Origin of the sequence: Polyangium sp. 15x6, assembly GCF_029960785.1 — a bacterium.
Taxonomy (GTDB): Bacteria; Myxococcota_A; Polyangia; order Polyangiales; family Polyangiaceae; genus Polyangium.
Genome location: NZ_JASBQE010000105.1, coordinates 1 through 19,368 on the forward strand (window position 1 = coordinate 1; position 19,368 = coordinate 19,368).

Here is a 19,368-nt window from a genome sequence, read left to right on the forward strand (position 1 = left end):
CCGCTCGTGGTCTTGCCACGGCCTGTTCGATGAACTGCGCATCGCGCAGTTCATCGACCCCGGGTCCAGCGCTTGCGCTGGTCCGGGGTGCAGGGGGCGGACAGCCCCCTGCTGGGGTGCGGGGCAAAGCCCCGCGCGCGCCCTAGTACCCCTTGCGTGCCGTCACGAACGAGCCGCGTTCGATCTCGTGGGACGAGGCTGTCACCAGCGCTGTTGCCGTGTGTTCGCGGACCTTGACCACGCGCAGCTCGGCGTAGGTTTCGTCCGGGAAGAGGTTTTCGTCGCCGGGCGGCGCGAAGTCTTCTGTTTTTGCGGGGCGATCGTCCTCGATGACGGGGCGCACGGTTGCGAACTTACCTGCGCCGCGCAGCGTGTGGCGCCAGCGATCGCCGCGGCGCAACGCGAAGAAGCGCATGCCTGGCTTCACGCCTTCCTTCTCGCCCTTGTCGAGGAACACGATCTGGTTCTGCCCGTAGAACGCGTGTGGGTAGAGCGCTGCCACGATCTTCGCCTCGATGTCATCCACGCTCGTCACGGGCGGGATAACCACGAAACTTCGGTCGACGGGGCCGACCTTTGCGCCTCGCTCCACCGTGTCGAGTGACTCGACCACGCGACCGCGGATCATGCGCGTCTGCGTGTTGACCCGGTCGACCCGCAGCGTGCCGCGGATCGAGACGAGCTGACCCTTCTGCGCGGCGTCGCCGCTCGTCACGAGGGGGCGGAAGATCGTGAGAAGCTGACCGACGGCGACCTCGTGGTTCTCGTCGAGCTTGACGTACACGTCGTCGCCTGCGCTGAGCAGCATCTTGTCTGCGGGGCTGCCGTTGATCTCGCCCCAGACATCGTCCTTCTTGTCGTCGAGCCAGCCCGTGTCGCGCAGGAAGATCGTCTGCGGTGCGACCTTGCGCCGACCGGCGGCGATGCGCTGCATGGCCGGCAGGCCCACGTCGCTGGCGTCGCGCAGGCGCACCTGATCGCCGGGGTAGATCCAGTGCGGGTTCTGGATCTGCGGGTTCTGCGCCCAGAGACGCGGCCAGCTGTACGGGTTCTTGTAGTAGCGGCTCGAGATGTCCCAGAGCGTGTCGCCGTTGCGCACGCTGTGGATCTCCGGCACGTGCTGCCCTTCGAGCACGAAACCTCCGTTCGCCGTGCCGCGCACGGTCTCGCTCGACGCCGGATCGGGGAGCAGATCGAAGCCGTCCGCGGAGCGCGACGTGTCGGACGACGAGCGCGAGCTCGAAGGCAGATGCGCGTCGGGATTGAAGCCTGGCTGCGGGTAGCCCGGCACGATGACCTGCGTCTGCGGCGGCGCCGCTTGCGGCACCTGCACGACCGTGACCTGCGCGCCGGTCGCCGGCGCGGGGGCGCCTTCGGAGCCTTCCTGCGCGCCGGCGTGGCCCGCGGCCGCGAAGGAGAGGAGGACGATGGCGGGGGCGAGGGCGCGTGTGTCCTTCATGGTGCCGTTCTCGGGGTGCTCGGGAGGGGGCGCTTGACCTTCGCGGGGCTCGCGGGCGCGGCTGCCGCGGGTTGGCTGATCACCTCGCCCCGGGCCGTGGAGCGGAGGATCGGACGAGGTGCGTCGTCGGGCTCGCTCGATGCGCCCGGGTCGTCATCGTTTTGTGCTGCAGCGATCGGCGCGAGCGACGCCGCCGTCCCGCCTTCGGGCGTCGGCGCGAGGTGCACGACGTCGAGCGCGGGTCGATCGTCCTCGGCGCTCTTCGGAGCGCTCGCGGGTGCTTGATTTCGCGTGGAAAGCTTGGCGTTCGTGAGCTCGAGCGTCTCGACCCGGGCCGTCAGCAGGTTGTTGTCTGCACGGACGCGCCCCACCTCCTGGCGCAGCGCCTCGATCTCCTTGCGGAGGGCGTCTTGCCCCCCGCCGGCGCAGCCGGATGCGAGGAGGACGAAGGCGAGGGCGCAGAGGGACCGCATGCCGCAGCGATGGTAGTGCCCAAGGCGTGCGTGGGCCAAGCGATGAGCGGCCCATCTCCCTGGCTGTCCCCGCGTGGAATTCTGGTAGGGTCGGGGCCATGTCGAAGCGCTCGAACAAACTCGTATCCTTGACGATTGCTGCTCTTGCCTCTCTCGCTGCGTTGGCGTTCGGCGTGGCGGGTTGTTCCGATGAAGGAAATGGGGACGATACTTGTTACGACTACGGGTCGTTCGACAAGGCGGCCCCCGCGGTGACGTTCTCCGGTGACGTGCTCCCGATCTTCCGCAACTCCTGCGGCATCGGCGGCGCGGCGTGCCACGGCGCCGTCTCCGGCCAGCCCGGTCAGCCTTACCTCGGCCCGGCGAACAGCCCGACGGCACCGACGCAGGCGGAGATCGACGCGATCTTCTCGCAGAACGTCGGCGTCGCCGCCACGAAGGCGACGGGCATGAAGATCGTCGAGCCGAACAGCCCCGAGACGAGCTTCCTCATGCACAAGATGGACGGCACGCTCACGTGCAGCGCGGTCGTGTGCGACGCGGCGTGCGGCGGCACGATGCCGCTCACGGGCGATCTCCTCCCGCAGGCGACGCGCGACACGGTTCGCCGCTGGATCGCGCAGGGAGCGAAGAAGGATTGATCGGCAGGCTTACGGGCCGCATCGTCGAGGACTCGGCCGAGGGCGTCGTCGTCATCGACGTCGCGGGCGTCGGCTACGAGGTCACGGTGCCGCTCGGCGCGCTCGGACGTGCGTCGCGGGAGGGTGACGACGTGGTCACCCTGTACGTGCACACGCACGTCCGGGAAGACACCTTCGCCCTCTACGGCTTCCCGACGCGTGACGATCGCGCGGCGTTCCGCTCGCTGATCGGCGTCTCCAGCATCGGGCCGAAGATCGCGATGTCGATCCTCGGAGCGCTGCCGGCGGGTGAGCTCGCGGCGGCGATCGCGCGCGGCGAGGCGTCGCGGCTCGTGGCCGTGCCCGGGGTCGGCAAGAAGACCGCGGAGCGGCTCATCCTGGAGCTCAAGGGCAAGCTCGCGGCGGCGCCGGTCGTCGCGAAGGGCGCCGAGGCGAAGGCGGCCATCGCGCCCGAGGGCAAAGCCGAGCTCCTGCACGGCGCCCTCACGCGGATGGGCTTCCGACCGGCCGAGGCCGAGCGCGCGGTGACGGCGCTCGGAGCGCGCGTGCAGACCGAGCCGCTCGGCGACCTCGTGCGCGATGCGCTCGCGCTCCTTTCCTCCAAGTAAATCGTTCTCCGGGACGAACGACGACGTATCCCCCGGCGCGACGTACGAGCGTCGCGCCGGGGCGCCGCGTGAGAAGCCTCGACAAAAAAAATCGGCCCGAATATGCTCGCCGCCGCGGTCCGGTTGGGCCGGTGTCGTCAATGCCCGAGGAGGCGGCGTGATTACCTGTCCCAAGTGCAACAAGGAGAACCAGGACCACTACAAGTTCTGCCTCGGCTGCGGCTCCGAGCTGCCGCGGGACGCGTCTCCGAAGAAGTTTGCGTCGGGCGGGACGCCTCCGCAGGGCATGCCCGCCGTTCGCCCCGGAGCCGTGACGGACGACATGGGCGCCAAGGGCGCGGTGGCGCAATTCCCGCCGACGCCCGCGGCCGTGCATCCGCCGATCGCAGCGCAGGCCACGCCGTCCGTGGGGCCGGTGGTGTGCAAGGACTGCGGGCACACGAATGCGCAGACGAACCGGTTCTGCGCGTCGTGCGGCGCGAAGCTGACGCTGCCGAAGCCCGGCAGCGTGCCGGCGATGGCCTCGCCCGCGGCGCCGCCCGTGGCCCCGAACTCGAGCGCGATGACCGTCGTCTTGACGGCGCTTCGCGCGGACGGCTCGGAGGCGGGCTCGTACACGCTCCCGTCGTCGACGTTCACGATCGGCCGTGATGTCGGGGCGATCTTCGCGGGCGACAACTACCTCTCGCCGCGGCACGCCACGTTCGTGTCGAAGAACGGCAAGCTCTCGGTGCGCGACGAGAGCTCGCTGAACGGCGTCTACCGCAAGCTGCGCCGCGACGAGCCGATCGCCGTGGTCATCGGTGACGTGTTCCGCATCGGCCAGGAGATCGTCCGCTTCGAGGCGCTCTCGGCGATGGCGGCGACGGCGGACGGCGTGGAGCGGCTCGGCAGCCCGTCGAAGGGCTACGTGGGTCGCATCGCGCTCATCATCGGCCGGGACGCGACGGGCAACTCGTTCCCGATTCCGGAGACGGGCCTGCACCTCGGCCGCGAGCGTGGGGACGTGCTTTTCCCCGAGGACGGTTACGTCTCGGGTCTGCACTGCCGCATCAGTTACGAGCGGGGCCAGCTCTTCGTCACGGATCTCGGCAGCTCCAACGGCACGTTCAGCCGGATCTCGTCGGAGGTGGATCTCGTCGACGGGGACGTCCTGCTGATGGGCCAGCAGCTCTTCCGGATCAACATTCAGTTCTGAGACGGTTCACCGGGCGAGCGGCTTCTGGCGCCGCGCGTCCCGGCGGGGGAGAATGTCGGCCATGGAACCGCCGCGCACGATTCGCGTCGTTGCTGCCGTCATCGAGCACGAGGGGCGTTACCTCATCACGCAGCGCCGTCCGACGGCCTTGTTGCCCCTGCTGTGGGAGTTCCCCGGCGGGCGCGTGGAGGACTCGGAGACGGATGCAGAGGCGCTCAAGCGTGAGGTCTTTCATCGGCTCGGGGTCGGGGTCGAGCCGGGGCAGCTCATCTCCTTCGTGAGCCATCCGTACGAGCGGTACGTCGTGGACCTCTACCTCTACGAGTGCCGCATCACCTCGGGCGAGCCCTCGCCGCTCGCGGTGAACGCGTTCAAGTGGGTCACGAGCGCGGAGTTCGATCAGCACCCGTTCACGCCCGCCGACGAAGCGAGCATGAACAAGCTGCTCGGCATGGGCTGAGGGTGTCCCCCAGGCTGCTGCGCGGCTCGATGCGTCAGTGTACGCCTCGCTCGGCCTTCCTAGCCTCGAGCCGCTCGCGACGCCTGGGGAACACCCTCTGCGCAGTTTTTTTTCGCGATGCATAAATCGATCGGCGGGGCCGCTCGTCCATAGGTCCTTCCGCGGGCGCCGGCGTCCGGCTGGGAATGCAAACGTATCCCGCGGAGGTTGGGGGGTGGGGCAGAGGGCGCCGCAGGCGATCCGGAGCCCTACACGTAGAGGAAGGCGCCATGCGAAAGAGCGTTGCGGTCATCGGTCTGGTTGCTGCGGCGACGGCGGGTCTCGCGGCGGGGTGTGGGAGCACGGGACGAGGAGGCGCCGAAGCAAAGGCGCCGGGTGTCGGGGAGAGGAGCTGCGGGCGCGTGCACCCGGGCGTGGGCGCGAAGCCGCTCGCCGGGGCGCGGCAGGGCGGCGTGGTCGCGCTGGCGAAGGCCGGGGACAAGACGATCGCGTACGTCGCGGACGAGGACGACGGAAACATCCACACGGTCGACGTCGCGACGGGCAAGGAGCTCGGGACGACGCAGCTCGGAGGGACGCCGTCGCAGGTTCTCGTTTCGGCCGATGGTCGCGTCGTGGTGGCGCTCCGTGACAAGGCGGCGATCGAGGTGCTCGAGCCGGCGGCGGATCCGTCGCAGCCGCTCGCGTCCTTGTGCACGGTGCCCACGCCGGTCGAGCCGGTCGCGCTCGCGACGACGCCCGACGACGGCACGCTGCTCGTGACGAGCGCCTGGGGCGCGGCGCTCACGGCGTACGACGTGACAAGCATGGGACGAGCGTACGAGGTGCCGCTGCCGCGCGAGCCTCGGTCGCTGGTCGTCTCGGACGACGGCAAGAAGGCGTTCGTCGCGCATGTCGTGGGCTCGCGGATGAGCGTGGTCGATCTCGCGGCGAAGCGCGCGCGACCGGTGGACGTGGGCGGGATCGAGGAGAGCGGCGGGTTCCGGCGGAAGGTCAACCTCTTCGGCGGCGGCGAGGAGATCGAGCGGCGCGCGTGTCAGGGCTTCGCGCTCGCGAAGTCGACGGATCTCTCGGGCCGCATCTTCGCGCCGCAGGTGCTCGTGGATCCGGGGCGCGCCGAGGAGCGCTCGGAGGGATACGGCAGCGGCGGCATGAACCCGCCGGAGGTCGCGGCGGTCGCGGTCGTCGACGAGGACACCGAGCAGCCGCTCGGCGAGTCGGTGAACGTGAAGCCGGACGTGCGGCAGATGGTGGGCGTGGCGCGGCCGCGTCCCGCGTGCTTGCTCCCGCGTGCCGCGGCGATCGATCCGGCGTCGCGCTCGCTCTTCGTCTCGTGCCTCGGCATCGACACGGTCATCGAGTACGACGCGGCGGCGGCCGATCCGCAGCGGGCCGAGCGGCGTCGCTTCGCGGTCACCGCCGGGCCGACGGGGCTCGCGGTGGATGCGGAGGGTCGGCGGCTCGTCGTGTGGTCGCAGTTCGATCGCACGCTCCAGATCGCGCCGCTCGGCGCGAAGGATGCGGCAAGCGAGGCGGACGCGCCTGCGATCGTGCGCGTCGGGCTCTCGCGCAAAGCGCAGACGGCGGCGACGGCCGATCTCGAGCTCGGCCGGAAGCTCTTTCACGTGAGCGGCGACGCGCGCATCTCGAACGACGGTCGCGCCTGCGCGAGCTGCCATCCCGATGGGCGCGACGACGCGCTGACGTGGGCGACGCCGGAGGGCCCGCGACAAACGCCGATGCTCGCGGGACGGCTCGCGAAGACGGCGCCATACGGATGGACGGGCCGCGGCGACAGCGTCGAGGCGCACCTCTCGGAGACGTTCGGTCGGCTCGGCGGCGCGGGTCTCGCGCGGCGCGAGATCGACGCGCTGATCGCGTTCGCCACGAGCCTGCGGCCTCCGCAGGCCGAGACGCGGAACGACTCGAACGACGTGCTCGTCCAGCGCGGCAAGGCGATCTTCCACTCGGCGCAGACGGGCTGCGGGACGTGCCACCGCGAGGACGGCGCGTGGACCGATCACACGGCGCACGACGTTTCGAGCCGCGCCGATGCCGACGTCGCGGCCACGTTCGACACGCCCTCGCTGCGCTTCGTCGGCGGCACGGCGCCGTACTTCCACGACGGCCGCTACGCGACCTTGCGTTCGCTCCTGATCGATGCGGACGGCAAGATGGGCAACACGAAGCACCTCTCGAAGGATGAGCTCGACGCGCTCGAGGCCTACATGAGGAGCCTGTGATGCGCGGCCTCGCAAAGAGCTCGTGTGTGGCGATCGCGGCGGCGTCGCTCGCGCTCGTGGCGGGCACGCCGGCCGAGGCCGCGGGGGCGCCGAGCTTCTCGTCGGTGCCCGAGGCGCGCGTGCCGGAGATGTTGCATCCGAAGGACGCACCCGACGCGATTCCCTCGGGCGAGCGCGTCGAGGGCGTGCGCGTCGACGAGAACGCGATGAGGGTGCAGCAGTCGTTCGCGACCGTGGTCGCCGAAGGCGGCCGTTGCGTGGCGGTGGGCGCGATCCCGCCGGGCGTGGCGCCCTCGGGCGTGGCGCAGACGAGCATCCGCGTGGGCGGCGTGCTGCCGATGCGTGTCGAGCACCTCGTCGAGCGCAAGCCAGGCGAGGCGGAGCTCGTGATCGTCGATGCTTGGCTCGACGCGCGAACGTCGAGCATCCGGCCGGTGGTGACGACACGCGTGCCGCTCACCACGCTCGCGAAGGGGCCGGCGAAGTACGTGGTGTACGGGTTTCGCAAGGGCAGCGAGCTCCAGGTCGTGATGCCTTCGCAGGAGAGGATCGGGTACGTGGATCCGCGCGGGCAGATCGGGTTCACGCAGTGCGGGCACCTTCGCATCGGGCTCGACGGGGCCGCGAAGAACGGCGCCATGATCGTCGCCGCCGGGCGCATCCGGACGAATCGCGCGCCCTCGCCGAGCAGGCCCGCGCCGTCGTTCCATCCGCAAGTCGTCACGCCGCAGAGCCAGGCGCTCCCGCCCGACATGGTGATGCGCGCGGTCCAGGTGAGCGTGAGCATGAGCCGCACGAAGCGCGACCGTGAGCCACTCCTCAGCGTATCCGTGGGCTGGGCCGAGGACGACGATGGCGTCACGGCGAGCAGTAGCACCCACGACATGGCCGAGGACTTCGAGGTGCCCATCGCCGAGCCCGCCGAAGAGCAATAACCCCTCGGCAAACGCCTCTCCACGAGCCTTCCCGAACCCCCTTGCCGCGCGCGGGCACGTCGGACACGCTCGGCCGCGGCGGCGCCACGCGCGCCCAGGGAGGAAGGTCGATCGCGATGGATCTCAAGTTCTATTACGCGCCCATGACGAGCGCGTCGCGGGTGCACTGGGCGCTCGAGGAGCTCGGCATTCCGTACGAGAAGGTCAAGCTCGACCTCGCGGCCGGTGATCAGAAGAAGCCCGAGTACCTCGCGCTCAACCCGAACGGCAAGGTGCCGCTGCTCGTCGCCGAGGGCCGGCCGATCTTCGAAGGGCTCGCGATCCTGCTTTATCTCGGCGAGCGCTTCGGCACGGACAAGGGGCTCTTCCCGCCGCCGAACCCCGATCGCGCCGAGGCCTTCAAGTGGATGGCGTGGGGCGCGGTGACGTTCGGCGAGGCGCTGCAGCGATACCTCCGCAACAGCCTCGATCGTTTCCCCGAGGACGAGCGGAGCCCGAAGGCCGCCGAGGCCGCGAAGAACGATCTCGCGTCGCATCTCGCGATCCTGAACGAGGCGCTCGAGGGCAAGGAGTACCTCGTGGGCAACACGTTCTCGTTCGTCGACATCTCCATCGCGCCGGCGATCCCCTTCCTGGGGCGCTTCGGCATCGACGTGAGCCCGTTCCCGAACGTGAACGCGTGGGTCGCGCGGTGTATCGCGCGGCCAGCGTTCGCGCGGGTGATGCAGGGTTAGCCGCCCGAGCGGCGCAGGAGCACGAGGAACGCTGGGCCGCCGATCAGCGCCGTCACCGCGCCGACCGGCGGCTCGGTGCCGAGCGAGCGGAACGCGAGGCGCGCGACGAGGTCGCAGCCGATGAGCATCGTCGCGCCCGAGAGGAACGAGACGGGCAGCACGCGGCGCTGATCGGGGCCGATGAGCCGGCGCACGGCGTGCGGGACGACGAGGCCCACGAAGCCGATGAGGCCTGTCAAGCTGACGATCGCGCCGACGACACACGAGGACGCGATGAACGTGCGTCGCTCGAGCGCGCGCACGTCGACGCCGAGCGTGCCGGCCGTCTCGTCGCCGAGCACGAGGATGTTGAGGCGCCCCGCGTCGAGCAGGAGCACCATGCATCCGACGCCCACGTACACGAGGGCCGCGAGCAGCGACGAGACGTGCGGCAGATCCACGAAGCCGACGAGCCAGCGCAAGAGCTGCTGCGCGCGTGACGGCGGGACGAGGGCCTTCAGGAACGTGATGAGCGCGGCGGCCATGGAGTTGACCATCACGCCGGCGAGCAGGATCGCCGTGCCCGAGGCGCCGCCGCGCATGCCACGCGCGACGGCGTAGACGAGCGACGTGGCGACGAGGCCGCCGAGGAGCGAGGCGGCGGGGATCAGCGCGGCGCCGAGGAGCGTGGTCGCGCCGAGGCCGAGCGCGATGGCCGTCGTCGCGCCGAGCGCGGCGCCACCCGAGACGCCGAGCACGTACGGCTCGGCGAGCGGGTTTCGCAGGAGCGCCTGGAACGCGGCGCCGACGACGCCGAGGCCGGCGCCGGCCATGGCGGCGAGCGCGACGCGCGGCAGGCGTACGTCGAGCAAGATCGTGCGCGCGAGGCCGGGCTCGGCGAGGGCGTTCGAGAGGGAGATCGGCTCGGTGCCGAAGGCGAGCGCGAGGGCGGTGACGAGGACGAGGAGCGCTGTGGCCGGCAGGATCGGACGGCGGATCAAGCGCCTTCGGCCCTCGCGGACGCGCGTGGCTCCTGCGCGTTGCGCTCGTAGAGCAGGCGCAGGCCCGTGAGCGTGAGGTTGTCGTCGACCTCCTCGATGGACTCGGTGAGCGGTGCGATGAGCCGCGCGAGGCCGCCCGTGGCGACGATGCGGCACGCGTAGCCGAGCTCGGCCACGAGGCGCTTGCACAGGCCGTCCACGAGGCCCGCGTAGCCGTACACGATGCCCGATTGCATGCTGTGCACCGGGTTTCGCCCGACGACCTTGGGGGGCAAGGTGATCTCCACGCGGGAGAGGCGCGCGGCGCGGGAGAAGAGCGCCTCGGCGCTGATGTGCACGCCGGGCGTGATCACGCCGCCGAGGTACTCGCCCTTGGGCGTCACGCAGTCGAACGTCGTGGCCGTACCGAAGTCGACGACGATGACGGGGCCCTTCGCCCACTCGTAGGCGGCGACGGCGTTCACGATGCGATCGGCGCCGACCTCGCGCGGGTTCTCGTACAGGATGGCCATGCCCGTCTTGATGCCCGGGCCGACGACGAGCGGCTCGCGGCGGAAGGCGCGGCGCACGAGCTCGATCATCGTGTCGGTCAGGGTCGGGACGACGCTCGCGATGATGGCGTGATCGATGAGGTCCGGATCGACGCCGCGCAGCGCGAGCATCTGTCGGACGAGCACCGCGTACTCGTCGGCCGTGCGGCTGCGCGCGCTCTCGGAGCGCACGTGGTGAAGGAGCTTCGTTCCTTCGAACACGCCAAACGAGATGTTCGTGTTGCCCACATCGACGACGAGCAGCATGGGAGAACCTTTACCACTTCCGCGGGGTGGGTCAGAGCTTCCGCGCGAGCATCATGCCGTCGCGGATCGAGAGCAGGACGTTTTCGACGCGGGGATCGGCGTTGACCACGTCGTTGAAGCGGCAGATGCCGTGGTCGGAGGGCTCCTTTGGCGAAAGGACGTTGCCGTTCCAGAGCGTGTTGTCTCCGACGATGAGGCCTCCGGTTCGGACGAGCGGTAGTACGGCCTCGTAGTAATCGACGTAGCGCTCCTTGTCGGCGTCGATGAAGACGAGATCGAAGGGGCCGCCCGGCGGCAAGGCGCGCAGGGTCTCGAGGGCGTTGCCGAGCAGGATGCGGATCTTTTTTCCGTGCGGGCTGCGATCGAAGAACGAGCGGGCGATCCGCGTCGCCTCGGGGTCGATGTCGAGCGTGAGCAGCTCGCCGTCGTCGGGCAGCGCCTCGGCCATGCAGAGCGCGGAGAAGCCGGTGAACGTGCCGATCTCGAGGACGCGACGCGCCGAGACGAGCGCGCAGAGCGTCTTCAAGAACGTGCCCTCGACGCGGCCGACCTGCATCTGCGGCGACTTCGTCGAGGCGTACGTGACCTCGCGAAGCTCGTCGAAGAGCGCCGGACGGGGGCGGGTATGCGATTCGATGTAATCGTCCAGCTCGGGCGAAATGATGGGCGTCATGGGTCCTCCACCGCCGTCGCATCGACGTGCGCGGCGGGATTCGTCCTACCACGGCGTACCACGACGTCATGGTCGGGGAAGCTTCCACTTGCGGGAAAAACGGGTGAACATCGCACGCGGAGGTTCGTCGTGAGCACGAAGCGGCTTGGCTTGGTTGTGATGGCGCTGGGGTTCGGGGCGTGGCTCGGCGGCGGCTGCGCGACCGCGACCCAGCCAGGGTTCGGCGATGGCGGCGAAGGCGGCGAAGGCGGCTCGAGCGGTCCCAGCGGCATGGGCGGCGCGTCGAGCAGCAGCGCGTCGAGCAGCAGCGCATCGAGCAGCAGCGCATCGAGCAGCAGCTCGTCGAGCAGCAGCTCGTCGAGCAGCACGGGCGGGCAGATGTGCGGGCCGATGGAGCATGCCTGCGCCGGCGTTTGCGCAGGCAACACGCCCGCGACGGGGTGCTTCACGTCGACCACGTGCACGCCGTGCCCGGCGGTGCAGAACGGCGCCGCGACTTGCAACTCGACGGGGCTCTGCGACGTGAGCTGCAACTCGGGGTACGTGAAGAACGGCTTCGCGTGCGTCTGCCAGTCGCAGTGTTGCTCGGACGCGGATTGCGCGGCCGGTCAGACTTGCATGGGCGGCACGTGCTCTGGCGGCAGCACGGGCGACGGCGGCGTCGCGTGCAACCCGTTCGCGTGCGTCTTCGACTGCGCGTTCCAGAACCTCGAGTGCATCGATCCCTTCACCTGCACGTGCGGCTAGAGCACCGGCGCGGGAGGTTCTAGAAAGAAAAACCCGCGCCGCTCGTCACGCTCCGCTCGCCGAGCGGGATGATTTCCGCGAAGACGTCGAGGCCGATCGGCAACGTGGCCACGAGGCCGAGGCCGAGCTGGAACTTGTAGCGATCGGTCCCCTGTCGATCCTCGCCGTCGACCTGCCAGAAGATCGGTCCGCCGAAGCCCCGCGCGACGACGTAGGGGCTGAGCACATCGTAAAAGGTCTTTCCCGCGACCGCGCTGATGCGGAGGTCGCCGGCGTAGTACGGCACGGCGGGCGCGTCGGAGCGCGCCTCGCGTGTCTCCGCGCCCGCGAAGGCGAGCGAGGCGCCGAGGATCACGAAAGGCCAGCGATCGCGGCCGTCGAGCAGGCGGTAGGACGTGGCGATGGACGCGGACCAGCCGGGGCCGAAGTCGTAACGTCGCGCGCCCTCGCGCAGGCTGCCCCAGAGGATGCCGCCCGCGCCGAGCTGCAGCGTCCACTTGGCGCCGAGCCTGCGCTCGAACGTGGCGACGGCCGCGCGCCGATCGATGGAGACGTCGTACTTCCCCGCGAAGACGAGGTTTGTCCACGCGTAACCCACCGTCGCGCCGACGCGGTAGAGCCGCGGGCGTGGCTTGACGACGGGCGCGCCCGGCTTGCTCGGGGGCAGGAGCGCGCCTTCGTCTTCGCTGCAGGAGGGGATGCCCGTCGGACCGACGGCCGGCGCGACGCCTCAGGCCCGCGCGTCGCGCGTCACGCCGAGGATCGAGGCCAGGGTCGCGGCGGCCGCGAAGGCCACGCCGAGCACGTTTTCGATGGGTCGCATGAGTCCTCGCGAAGGGCGTGAAGGCGCCATTTCGGCAGGCGGACCCTACCACGGAAGGCAAGCTCACCGTCCGAAAACGGTTTATGCTGGAGGGCGATGATCGAGCTCGAGACGCCGTATCACCTCGTGGAGACGGATGGCTCGGGGCACATCCTCATCATGCGCAGGACGCCGCGGGATTACCCCGACACCTGGATGATGGAGCAGGACCTCGAGGCGGTGATCGCTACGTTCGACGAGGTCGGGCGCGATCGGAAGAAGCTGCTCATCGATCTCCGCGAGGGGCCGCGGCGCAACGATCCGCTGTTCGAGGAGACCATGCGGCGCTTTCGGCCCCGGCTCTTTCGAGGGTTTCGCGGCGCCGCGATCGTCGTGAAGACGGCGGTCGGCGCGCTGCAGGTCAAGCGCCACCTGCGCGAGGACGGCGCGGGCGCCGAGGTTTTTCACGACGAAGCCGAGGCGCTCGAGTACCTGCGCGGCCAGAGCGTGCGCGGCGAAGCGCCGCCCGTGAGCCTCGCGCCGCGCAGGCCGCAGGCGCTCGAGTCGCACCGGAGCGATCGCATCTCGTCCTTGCCGACGGGCTCGCATGTCCGGGCGTCGCAGGAGCTTCCGCGCAGGCCCTCGGAGGTCGGTGATCCGCCGCGCAGGCCTTCGGAGGTCGGTGATCCGCCGCGCAGGCCCTCGGAGGTCGGTGATCCGCCGCGCAGGCCCTCGGAGGTCGGTGATCCGCCGCGCAGGCCTTCAGAGGTCGGTGATCCGCCGCGTAGGCCTTCCGAAGTGGGCGAGCCCCCGCGCACCGACCGGTCGTCGAACGTGCCCGCTCCGACGACGCGTCCGTCGCGGCACTAGCCGCGCTGCGGCTGGAAGGTCGCGGAGACGCGTGCCACCCTCGGCGCCATGAAGATCGCGGCGACGGGCGTCACGAGCGGCGTGGGGCGAAGGCTCTGCGAGATCGCCCGGGAAGCAGGGCACGAGGTGACGGGGCTCGTGCGGGATCCGGAGCGGCTCGACGCGCGCGCGCTGTCGCGGATCGGCGTGCGCATCGTGGGCGGCGACATCGCGGATCGCCCCGCGCTCGCGGACGTGCTGCGCGGCGCGGACGTGGTCGTGCACGCGGCGGCCATGGTCGGCGAGCCGACGGACGCGGCCGAGATGGAGCGCGTGAACGTGGGCGGGACACGCGCGGTGATCGAGGCCGCCGCGGAGGCGCGCGTGCCGCACGTGGTGCATGTCTCGTCGGTGGCCGTGTACGGCAGGCCCGACCGCGGGCGCGTGACCGAGGCGTGGCCGACGCGCACGAGCGGTTTGCCCTACGAGGACACGAAGACGCACGCCGAGCGGCTCGCGCACGAGCGGGGGCGCGCGCTCGGGCTCTCGGTGATCGCGGTGCGCCCGCCCATGATCTACGGCCCTCACGATCGGAACTTCCTGCCACGCGCGCTCGCGACGTTACGCAAGCGGATGATGCTCCTCGTCGACGGCGGGCGCACGCCGCTGAACGTCGTGTGGGTCGATCACGTGGTCGACGTCGTCCTGCGGGCCGCGGAGCGGCGGGATCTCGGAGGCGAGGCGTTCAACGTGATGGACGAGGTCGACGCGCGGCCGCCGAGCGTGCGCGAGGTGTTCGAGGCGATCGCGCGCGCGGCCGAGCTGCCTGCGCCGCGCCTCTCGCTCCCGTATCCGGCCGCGATGGCGGCGGCGAAGTCGCTCGCGGCGGTCTTCTCGCTGGCAGGACGGAAAGAGACGCCGCCGCTCACGCCCTTCGTGGTGAAGCTCCTCTCGCGCGACGTCGTGTACGACGCGTCGAAGGCGGTGCGCGAGCTCGGCTGGACGCCACGCATGCGCGCGCTCGAAGGGATCTCGCGGTACGCCGCGGAGCTCGCGGGCAAGGCGCCCGCGTATCAACAAGCCTCCCGCGCGGCTTCCCCGGGCAGCGCTGTGGAGTAGACTGCGCGGCGCGTTTCGCGTTGCCAAAGGCCGAGGATCCGCTCTCCGATGACCGAACAAGCGCACCACGTTCCCGAATCGCCGATCGAGCTCAGCGTCATCGTCCCGTGCCTGAACGAGGAGCTCAACCTGCGCGAGCTCGCGGCGCGCGTGCTCGGCGTCTTCGAGGTTGGCGGGCTCGTCGGGGAGCTCGTGCTCGTCGACGACGGCTCGAAGGACGGCACGGCGGCGGTGATCCGCGAGCTCTCGGCCGCGTCCGAGGGCCGGATCGTGGGCAGCTTTCACCCGGAGAACCGGGGCATCGCGGCGGCGTGGCGGACCGGCGTGGGCGCGTCGCGGGGCAAGCTCGTCGCGACGATCGACGCGGATTTGCAGTACCAGCCGGAGGATCTCTTGCGGCTCCGGCGCGCGCTCTACGACCACAGCGTCGACGTGGTGCAGGGCTTCCGCAGCGCGGTCGGGCGGCGCAAGGACCAGCGATATCACCTGAGCCGCGGGCTCAATCACCTGCTGAACGGCGTGTTCGGCATGGACCTCGCGGACAACAAGAGCGGGTTCGTCATCTGCGCCCGCGAGGTGATGCTCGACCTGCTCACGTACCGCGGCACCTATTTTTACTGGCAATCGTTCATCATGGTCGCCGCGCACGCGAAGGGGTACTCGTACAAGGAGATCGAGACGATCTTCGAGCAGCGGCGGCAGGGGGAGAGCTTCCTCCAAAAGACGGCCGTGCGGGCGAGCGTGCTCTCGCTCCTCGATATCGGGAAGGCGGCGTGGGAGTACCGCGTGAGCCGCCCGCCGCAGGACGTCGCGCACCAGTTCTTGCGGCGCCACCCGGTGGCGGATCGCACGCCGCCGCGCACGCCCGTGCAGGAGATGCGCTGGCGCGCGTATCTCGCGGCGTTCGACAGCACGCACTGGATGATCACGCGGGACGTCGAGCATTACTACGAGACGCTCTGCAAGACGCAATGGCTCGGGATCGCGGAGACGCGCGAGCTGCAGGACGAGAAGCTCCGGCGCCTCGTCCGGCACGCGTATCGGAACGTGCCGTATTACCGCGCCCGGATGCAGGAGCACGGGCTCCGGCCCGAGGATGTGCGGGGGCAGGCGGATTTGCACAAATTGCCGCTCCTCACGAAGGCCGACATCCGCAAGCACCTCTACTTCGACATCATGTCGGAGAACCACGACAAATCGCAGGTCTTGCGCGTCGCGACGAGCGGATCCACGGGCGAGCCGTTCATCTGTTACGCCGACCGCGTGCAGCTCGAATTGCGCTGGGCGGCGACGCTCCGGGCCCAGGAATGGACGGGGTATCGGTTCGGCGATCCTTGCGTGCGGCTCTGGCACCAGACGATCGGCATGTCGAAGAGCCAGATCCGGAAGGAGCGCGCGGACGCGATTCTCTCGAATCGGACGTTCGTGCCGATCTTCGAGATGAGCGAGAAGAACCTCGCGGCGATGGTCCGTACCATCGCGGAGGCGGAGCCCGTCCTGCTCGACGGTTATGCCGAGGCGCTCGATTTCCTGGCGCGGTACGTGCGGGCGCACGGCAATCTCTCGGTGCGTCCGCGGGCCGTGATGTCGAGCGCGCAGACGCTCCCGCTCCCGAGCCGGCGCGTGATCGAGCAGGCGTTCGGGTGCGCGGTGTTCGACAAATACGGGAGCCGCGAGTTCTCGGGGATCGCTTACGAATGCGAGGCGCACGCGGGGCACCACGTGGTCGCCGAGGGATACATCGTGGAGATCCTGAAGGGCGGCGAGCCGGCGAAGCCCGGGGAGGTCGGCGAGGTCGTGATCACCGATCTCACGAACATGTGCATGCCGTTCATCCGGTATCGCATCGGGGATCTGGCGGAGGCCATGGATCCGCTCGCGCCGTGCACGTGCGGCCGGGGCGCGCCGCGGATCGGGGCGATCGAGGGGCGCGTGCAATCGATCATTCAGGGCACGGACGGGCGGTTCGTGCCGGGGGCGTTCTTCTCGCATTACCTCAAGGATTACGACCACGCGATCAAGCAGTTCCAGGTGGTGCAGGAGGAGCTCGGGGCGATCACGTTCCGCGTCGTGAAGGGCGGGCGTTATTCGGACGACGTGCTCGACGAGGTGCTGGCGAAGTTCCGCGAAGTGCTCGGCGACGACCTGCGGATCGCGGTCGAATTCGTGGACGAGGTGGCGATGGTGCGCACGGGCAAGCGCGTCGCGGCCGTCTCCAAGCTCGGGATCGATTTCCAGCGTAGCTCGGCCTCGGTGCGGCCGAGCGTGGACCGCGGGGATCGCGCATGACGCAGGCGTCCTCGGTCGCGATCGTCTCCCGCCCGGGGACGACGTACGCCGCGGGCGGCGTGCCGCCGTTCGATCCGCCGAACCCGGTCTATGCGATGGTGGAGGCGCTCTTCCGGGAGCTCTCGCTCGACGCGGCGAGGGCCGGGACGCCCGAATGGAATCCGCTCGGCGATCTGATCCGGCCGGGCGATCGGGTGATCGTCAAGCCAAACCTGGTCTCTTCGAAAAACCTGCACGAAAAAATCACGGGCGAAAAGCTGTGGGCCTCGAGCACGCACGGCGCGCTTTTGCGGCCCGTCCTCGATTATGCGCTCCGGGCCGCAGGGCCGACGGGGACTGTGCGGGTCGTGGATTCGCCCGTGGAGGGCTGCGAGATCGAGAAGGTCGCGGGGCCGCTCGGGATCTTCGCGGTGATCGATCATCTGCGTCGGGGCGGCGCGGACGTCGATTTCATGGACCTGCGGTATTTCCGGGTGGCGCCGTATTTCGCGCTCGACGACGTCCGGCGCGGGGGCGTCTCGTACAACCTCGGCCTGCTCGTCCGCACGAAGCTCCCGGGGGATCCGCGCGGGTATCGGGTCGTGGATCTCGGGGATCGGAGCGCGTTCGCGCTTCGCTCTGCACCGCCCGGCGATCGGCTCCGGTTCCACCGCAGCCATTACGAGACGCCGGTCCCGCACCACACGGGCGGGAAACACGAATACAGCCTGCCGCGTACGGTGCTCGACGCGGACGTGGTGATCAACCTGCCGAAGATGAAGACGCACAAGAAGACCGGCGTGACGCTGGCCTTGAAGAGCGTCATCGGAATCACGAACGAGAAATACTGGCTCCCCCATTTCACGGCCGGGGACCCTTCCGTGGGCGGTGACGAGCTCGACCGGCCGCGGAGCTTGGCCGAGCGGATCGAGGACAAACTCTCGCGTCTCCCGCTGCCCGGCGACCATTCGCTGGTCGCGCGCCTCGCTCGCCTCGGCGCGCCGCCGAAGGTGATCGACGGGGGCTGGGAGGGCAACGATACGCTCTGGCGAACCATTCTGGATCTGAACCGCATCCTCTTTTTCGCGGATCGCGACGGAGTTTTGCGGGACGAACCCGTGCGGCGTTACCTCGCGCTCGTGGACGGGATCGTGGCGGGGGAGGGGGAAGGGCCGCTCGGGGCGACGCCGGTGTTCGCCGGGACGCTCGTGGGCGGATTCGATCCGGCGCTCGTGGACGCGACGGCCGCGGAGGAAATGGGGTTCGAGCCGGCGCGGATGGCGATGATCCGGGAGGCTTTGGGAATGGTGTCGCGGGCCGATCTAGCCGCGAGGATCGTCCGGCGCGACGGGCCGCCCTTCGGGAAGAAGTTCCGGCCGCCCAGGAGCTGGCCCAGCCTCGGATAGCGGAGCGCTCGTCGTCGTCGGGACCGGCGTCACGAAGCGGAGCAGCAAAAGCGCGAAGACGATTTCAATGAGCGTGATGGCGACGCCCCACGCGGTGGTCGAGGCCGCGATGGCTGCGCGGCGCTCTTCCAGGGTGGGAAATGGTGCAAAGGGTTCGAGCAGCGTGGCCGCGAGGGCGTCGCGCGTGCCAAACCCCTGGGGCGTGATGGGCAAGGTGACCGCGACCATCAGGACGGGAATGAATGCAAACGCGGGCGCCGGGGGAATGCGGACGTCGAAGAACCAGAACGGAATCCACGTTCCGGCGAAAAGCACGACGAGGTGCGGGAGGCGCGCGAAGAGGGCCCAGAGGTGACCTCGTACGCCAGCCTCGAAGAGAGGCGCGAGGACCCGATGGGAGGAAAGGCGCGCCGGGCGAATCGCGAGGAGCGCGAGGTAAAGAGAGCCCGCGCCGAGGGGCACGGCGAGCCAAACGAGGGGCTTGTCGCCGAGGACGATGGCGACACACGAGAGGCCCAGGATCGAGCCCATCCAGGAGGCGTACACGAGCAGCGTGGCGCCGGCGACGCGGGCGAGGGGGACGCCGTGAATGCGGGAAAGGGCGACGGTGAGGAAGGCCTGGCCGACGTGGTGGTTCAGGAGGGAAGGCAGGTAGGAGGCGCCGCGGAGGATGAAAAAATCACGAAATCGAATGGGCGCGACGGACCGGCGATAGACGAGCACGGTCGCCAGGCTGTCGGCGGCGCAAAGCGAGACCACGAAGACGGCCGCGAACGCGAGGAACGAGGGCGCCGAGACGCGCGCGAGGTGAGCCTGGAAGGCCTCGAGATCGAGGCGGGCGAGGACGAACGCGACGAGGGCGATGGAGACGACGAACGGCAAGACGACGCGGACGAGAGAGCGAGGGCGCTCGCCTTCGGGGCGGGGAGGCGCTTCGGCCATCGACGCGACGTTACCAGATATCGGCAGGGGAGCA

20 protein-coding genes are annotated in these 19,368 nt (G+C 69.9%); 12 read left to right on the forward strand and 8 right to left on the reverse strand.

Annotated features, from left to right (window positions below; all coding sequences use genetic code 11):
* Positions 1 to 142: 142 nt before the first annotated feature.
* Positions 143 to 1,459: a LysM peptidoglycan-binding domain-containing protein gene (locus QHF83_RS43830; protein ID WP_282424065.1), complete on the reverse strand. Its 1,317-nt coding sequence runs from the start codon at positions 1,457 to 1,459 to the stop codon at positions 143 to 145.
* Positions 1,456 to 1,932 carry a hypothetical protein gene (locus QHF83_RS43835; protein WP_282424066.1) on the reverse strand — a complete coding sequence of 159 codons (477 nt, stop codon included), beginning with the start codon at positions 1,930 to 1,932 and terminating at the stop codon, positions 1,456 to 1,458. Before QHF83_RS43835 ends, QHF83_RS43830 begins: the two co-directional genes overlap by 4 nt.
* Before the next feature lie 98 nt (positions 1,933 to 2,030).
* Between QHF83_RS43835 and QHF83_RS43840 the strand changes: the two genes are divergently transcribed.
* The 7 genes from QHF83_RS43840 to QHF83_RS43870 all read left to right on the forward strand — a co-directional run bounded on the left by QHF83_RS43840 (position 2,031) and on the right by QHF83_RS43870 (position 8,751).
* On the forward strand, positions 2,031 to 2,573 hold the full coding sequence (locus QHF83_RS43840) for a hypothetical protein (RefSeq protein WP_282424067.1): 543 nt from the start codon (positions 2,031 to 2,033) through the stop codon (positions 2,571 to 2,573).
* The gene (gene ruvA, locus QHF83_RS43845; RefSeq protein WP_282424068.1) at positions 2,570 to 3,181 is read left to right on the forward strand and encodes a Holliday junction branch migration protein RuvA; all 612 of its coding nucleotides are present in this window, start codon (positions 2,570 to 2,572) and stop codon (positions 3,179 to 3,181) included. The genes QHF83_RS43840 and ruvA overlap by 4 nt, the downstream gene beginning before the upstream one ends.
* Positions 3,182 to 3,338: 157 nt before the next feature.
* A complete protein-coding gene (locus tag QHF83_RS43850; RefSeq protein WP_282424069.1) occupies positions 3,339 to 4,379 on the forward strand; it encodes an FHA domain-containing protein in 1,041 nt (346 codons plus the stop codon).
* Positions 4,380 to 4,440: 61 nt separating this feature from the next.
* Complete coding sequence (locus tag QHF83_RS43855) at positions 4,441 to 4,839, forward strand: (deoxy)nucleoside triphosphate pyrophosphohydrolase (RefSeq protein ID WP_282424070.1); 399 nt, start codon at positions 4,441 to 4,443, stop codon at positions 4,837 to 4,839.
* A 269-nt stretch (positions 4,840 to 5,108) separates the two neighbouring features.
* Positions 5,109 to 7,082, forward strand: a complete 1,974-nt coding sequence (locus QHF83_RS43860) for a c-type cytochrome (RefSeq protein ID WP_282424071.1) — start codon at positions 5,109 to 5,111, stop codon at positions 7,080 to 7,082.
* Entirely contained in the window at positions 7,082 to 8,017 is a 936-nt protein-coding gene (locus QHF83_RS43865) for a hypothetical protein (protein ID WP_282424072.1), read from the forward strand. The genes QHF83_RS43860 and QHF83_RS43865 overlap by 1 nt, the downstream gene beginning before the upstream one ends.
* Positions 8,018 to 8,058: 41 nt before the next feature.
* On the forward strand, positions 8,059 to 8,751 hold the full coding sequence (locus QHF83_RS43870) for a glutathione S-transferase family protein (protein ID WP_282424073.1): 693 nt from the start codon (positions 8,059 to 8,061) through the stop codon (positions 8,749 to 8,751).
* Here the strand turns inward: QHF83_RS43870 and QHF83_RS43875 are convergent.
* The 4 genes from QHF83_RS43875 to QHF83_RS43890 are packed head-to-tail and all read right to left on the reverse strand — an operon-like array spanning position 8,748 to position 11,569.
* Positions 8,748 to 9,731, reverse strand: coding sequence for an iron ABC transporter permease (locus QHF83_RS43875; protein WP_282424074.1), 984 nt, complete (start codon positions 9,729 to 9,731; stop codon positions 8,748 to 8,750). The two genes, QHF83_RS43870 and QHF83_RS43875, sit on opposite strands and share 4 nt — an antisense overlap.
* The gene (locus QHF83_RS43880; protein WP_282424075.1) at positions 9,728 to 10,528 is read right to left on the reverse strand and encodes a type III pantothenate kinase; all 801 of its coding nucleotides are present in this window, start codon (positions 10,526 to 10,528) and stop codon (positions 9,728 to 9,730) included. The genes QHF83_RS43875 and QHF83_RS43880 overlap by 4 nt, the downstream gene beginning before the upstream one ends.
* A 31-nt stretch (positions 10,529 to 10,559) precedes the next feature.
* The gene (locus tag QHF83_RS43885; protein WP_282424076.1) at positions 10,560 to 11,201 is read right to left on the reverse strand and encodes a class I SAM-dependent methyltransferase; all 642 of its coding nucleotides are present in this window, start codon (positions 11,199 to 11,201) and stop codon (positions 10,560 to 10,562) included.
* Positions 11,198 to 11,569, reverse strand: a complete 372-nt coding sequence (locus QHF83_RS43890) for a hypothetical protein (RefSeq protein WP_282424077.1) — start codon at positions 11,567 to 11,569, stop codon at positions 11,198 to 11,200. Before QHF83_RS43890 ends, QHF83_RS43885 begins: the two co-directional genes overlap by 4 nt.
* Positions 11,570 to 11,591: 22 nt before the next feature.
* Between QHF83_RS43890 and QHF83_RS43895 the strand changes: the two genes are divergently transcribed.
* Positions 11,592 to 11,948, forward strand: coding sequence for a hypothetical protein (locus QHF83_RS43895; protein ID WP_282424078.1), 357 nt, complete (start codon positions 11,592 to 11,594; stop codon positions 11,946 to 11,948).
* Between the two features lie 19 nt (positions 11,949 to 11,967).
* On the opposite strand, the gene QHF83_RS43900 is transcribed toward QHF83_RS43895, so the two are convergent.
* Positions 11,968 to 12,546: a hypothetical protein gene (locus QHF83_RS43900; protein ID WP_282424079.1), complete on the reverse strand. Its 579-nt coding sequence runs from the start codon at positions 12,544 to 12,546 to the stop codon at positions 11,968 to 11,970.
* 321 nt (positions 12,547 to 12,867) lie between these two features.
* Here QHF83_RS43900 and QHF83_RS43905 point away from each other — a divergent pair, with 321 nt between their 5' ends.
* Genes QHF83_RS43905 through QHF83_RS43920 form a run of 4 tightly spaced genes read left to right on the forward strand, consistent with a single transcriptional unit; the run spans position 12,868 to position 18,392 of the window.
* Positions 12,868 to 13,620, forward strand: coding sequence for a hypothetical protein (locus tag QHF83_RS43905; protein WP_282424080.1), 753 nt, complete (start codon positions 12,868 to 12,870; stop codon positions 13,618 to 13,620).
* A gap of 48 nt (positions 13,621 to 13,668) precedes the next feature.
* Complete coding sequence (locus tag QHF83_RS43910) at positions 13,669 to 14,718, forward strand: NAD-dependent epimerase/dehydratase family protein (protein WP_282424081.1); 1,050 nt, start codon at positions 13,669 to 13,671, stop codon at positions 14,716 to 14,718.
* A gap of 48 nt (positions 14,719 to 14,766) precedes the next feature.
* A complete protein-coding gene (locus QHF83_RS43915; protein WP_282424082.1) occupies positions 14,767 to 17,007 on the forward strand; it encodes a glycosyltransferase in 2,241 nt (746 codons plus the stop codon).
* Positions 17,004 to 18,392, forward strand: coding sequence for a DUF362 domain-containing protein (locus QHF83_RS43920; RefSeq protein WP_282424083.1), 1,389 nt, complete (start codon positions 17,004 to 17,006; stop codon positions 18,390 to 18,392). Before QHF83_RS43915 ends, QHF83_RS43920 begins: the two co-directional genes overlap by 4 nt.
* Here the strand turns inward: QHF83_RS43920 and QHF83_RS43925 are convergent.
* Positions 18,309 to 19,334 (reverse strand): lysylphosphatidylglycerol synthase domain-containing protein, encoded by a 1,026-nt coding sequence (locus QHF83_RS43925; protein WP_282424084.1) that lies wholly within the window; start codon positions 19,332 to 19,334, stop codon positions 18,309 to 18,311. The genes QHF83_RS43920 and QHF83_RS43925 overlap by 84 nt on opposite strands.
* Between the last annotated feature and the right edge of the window lie 34 nt (positions 19,335 to 19,368).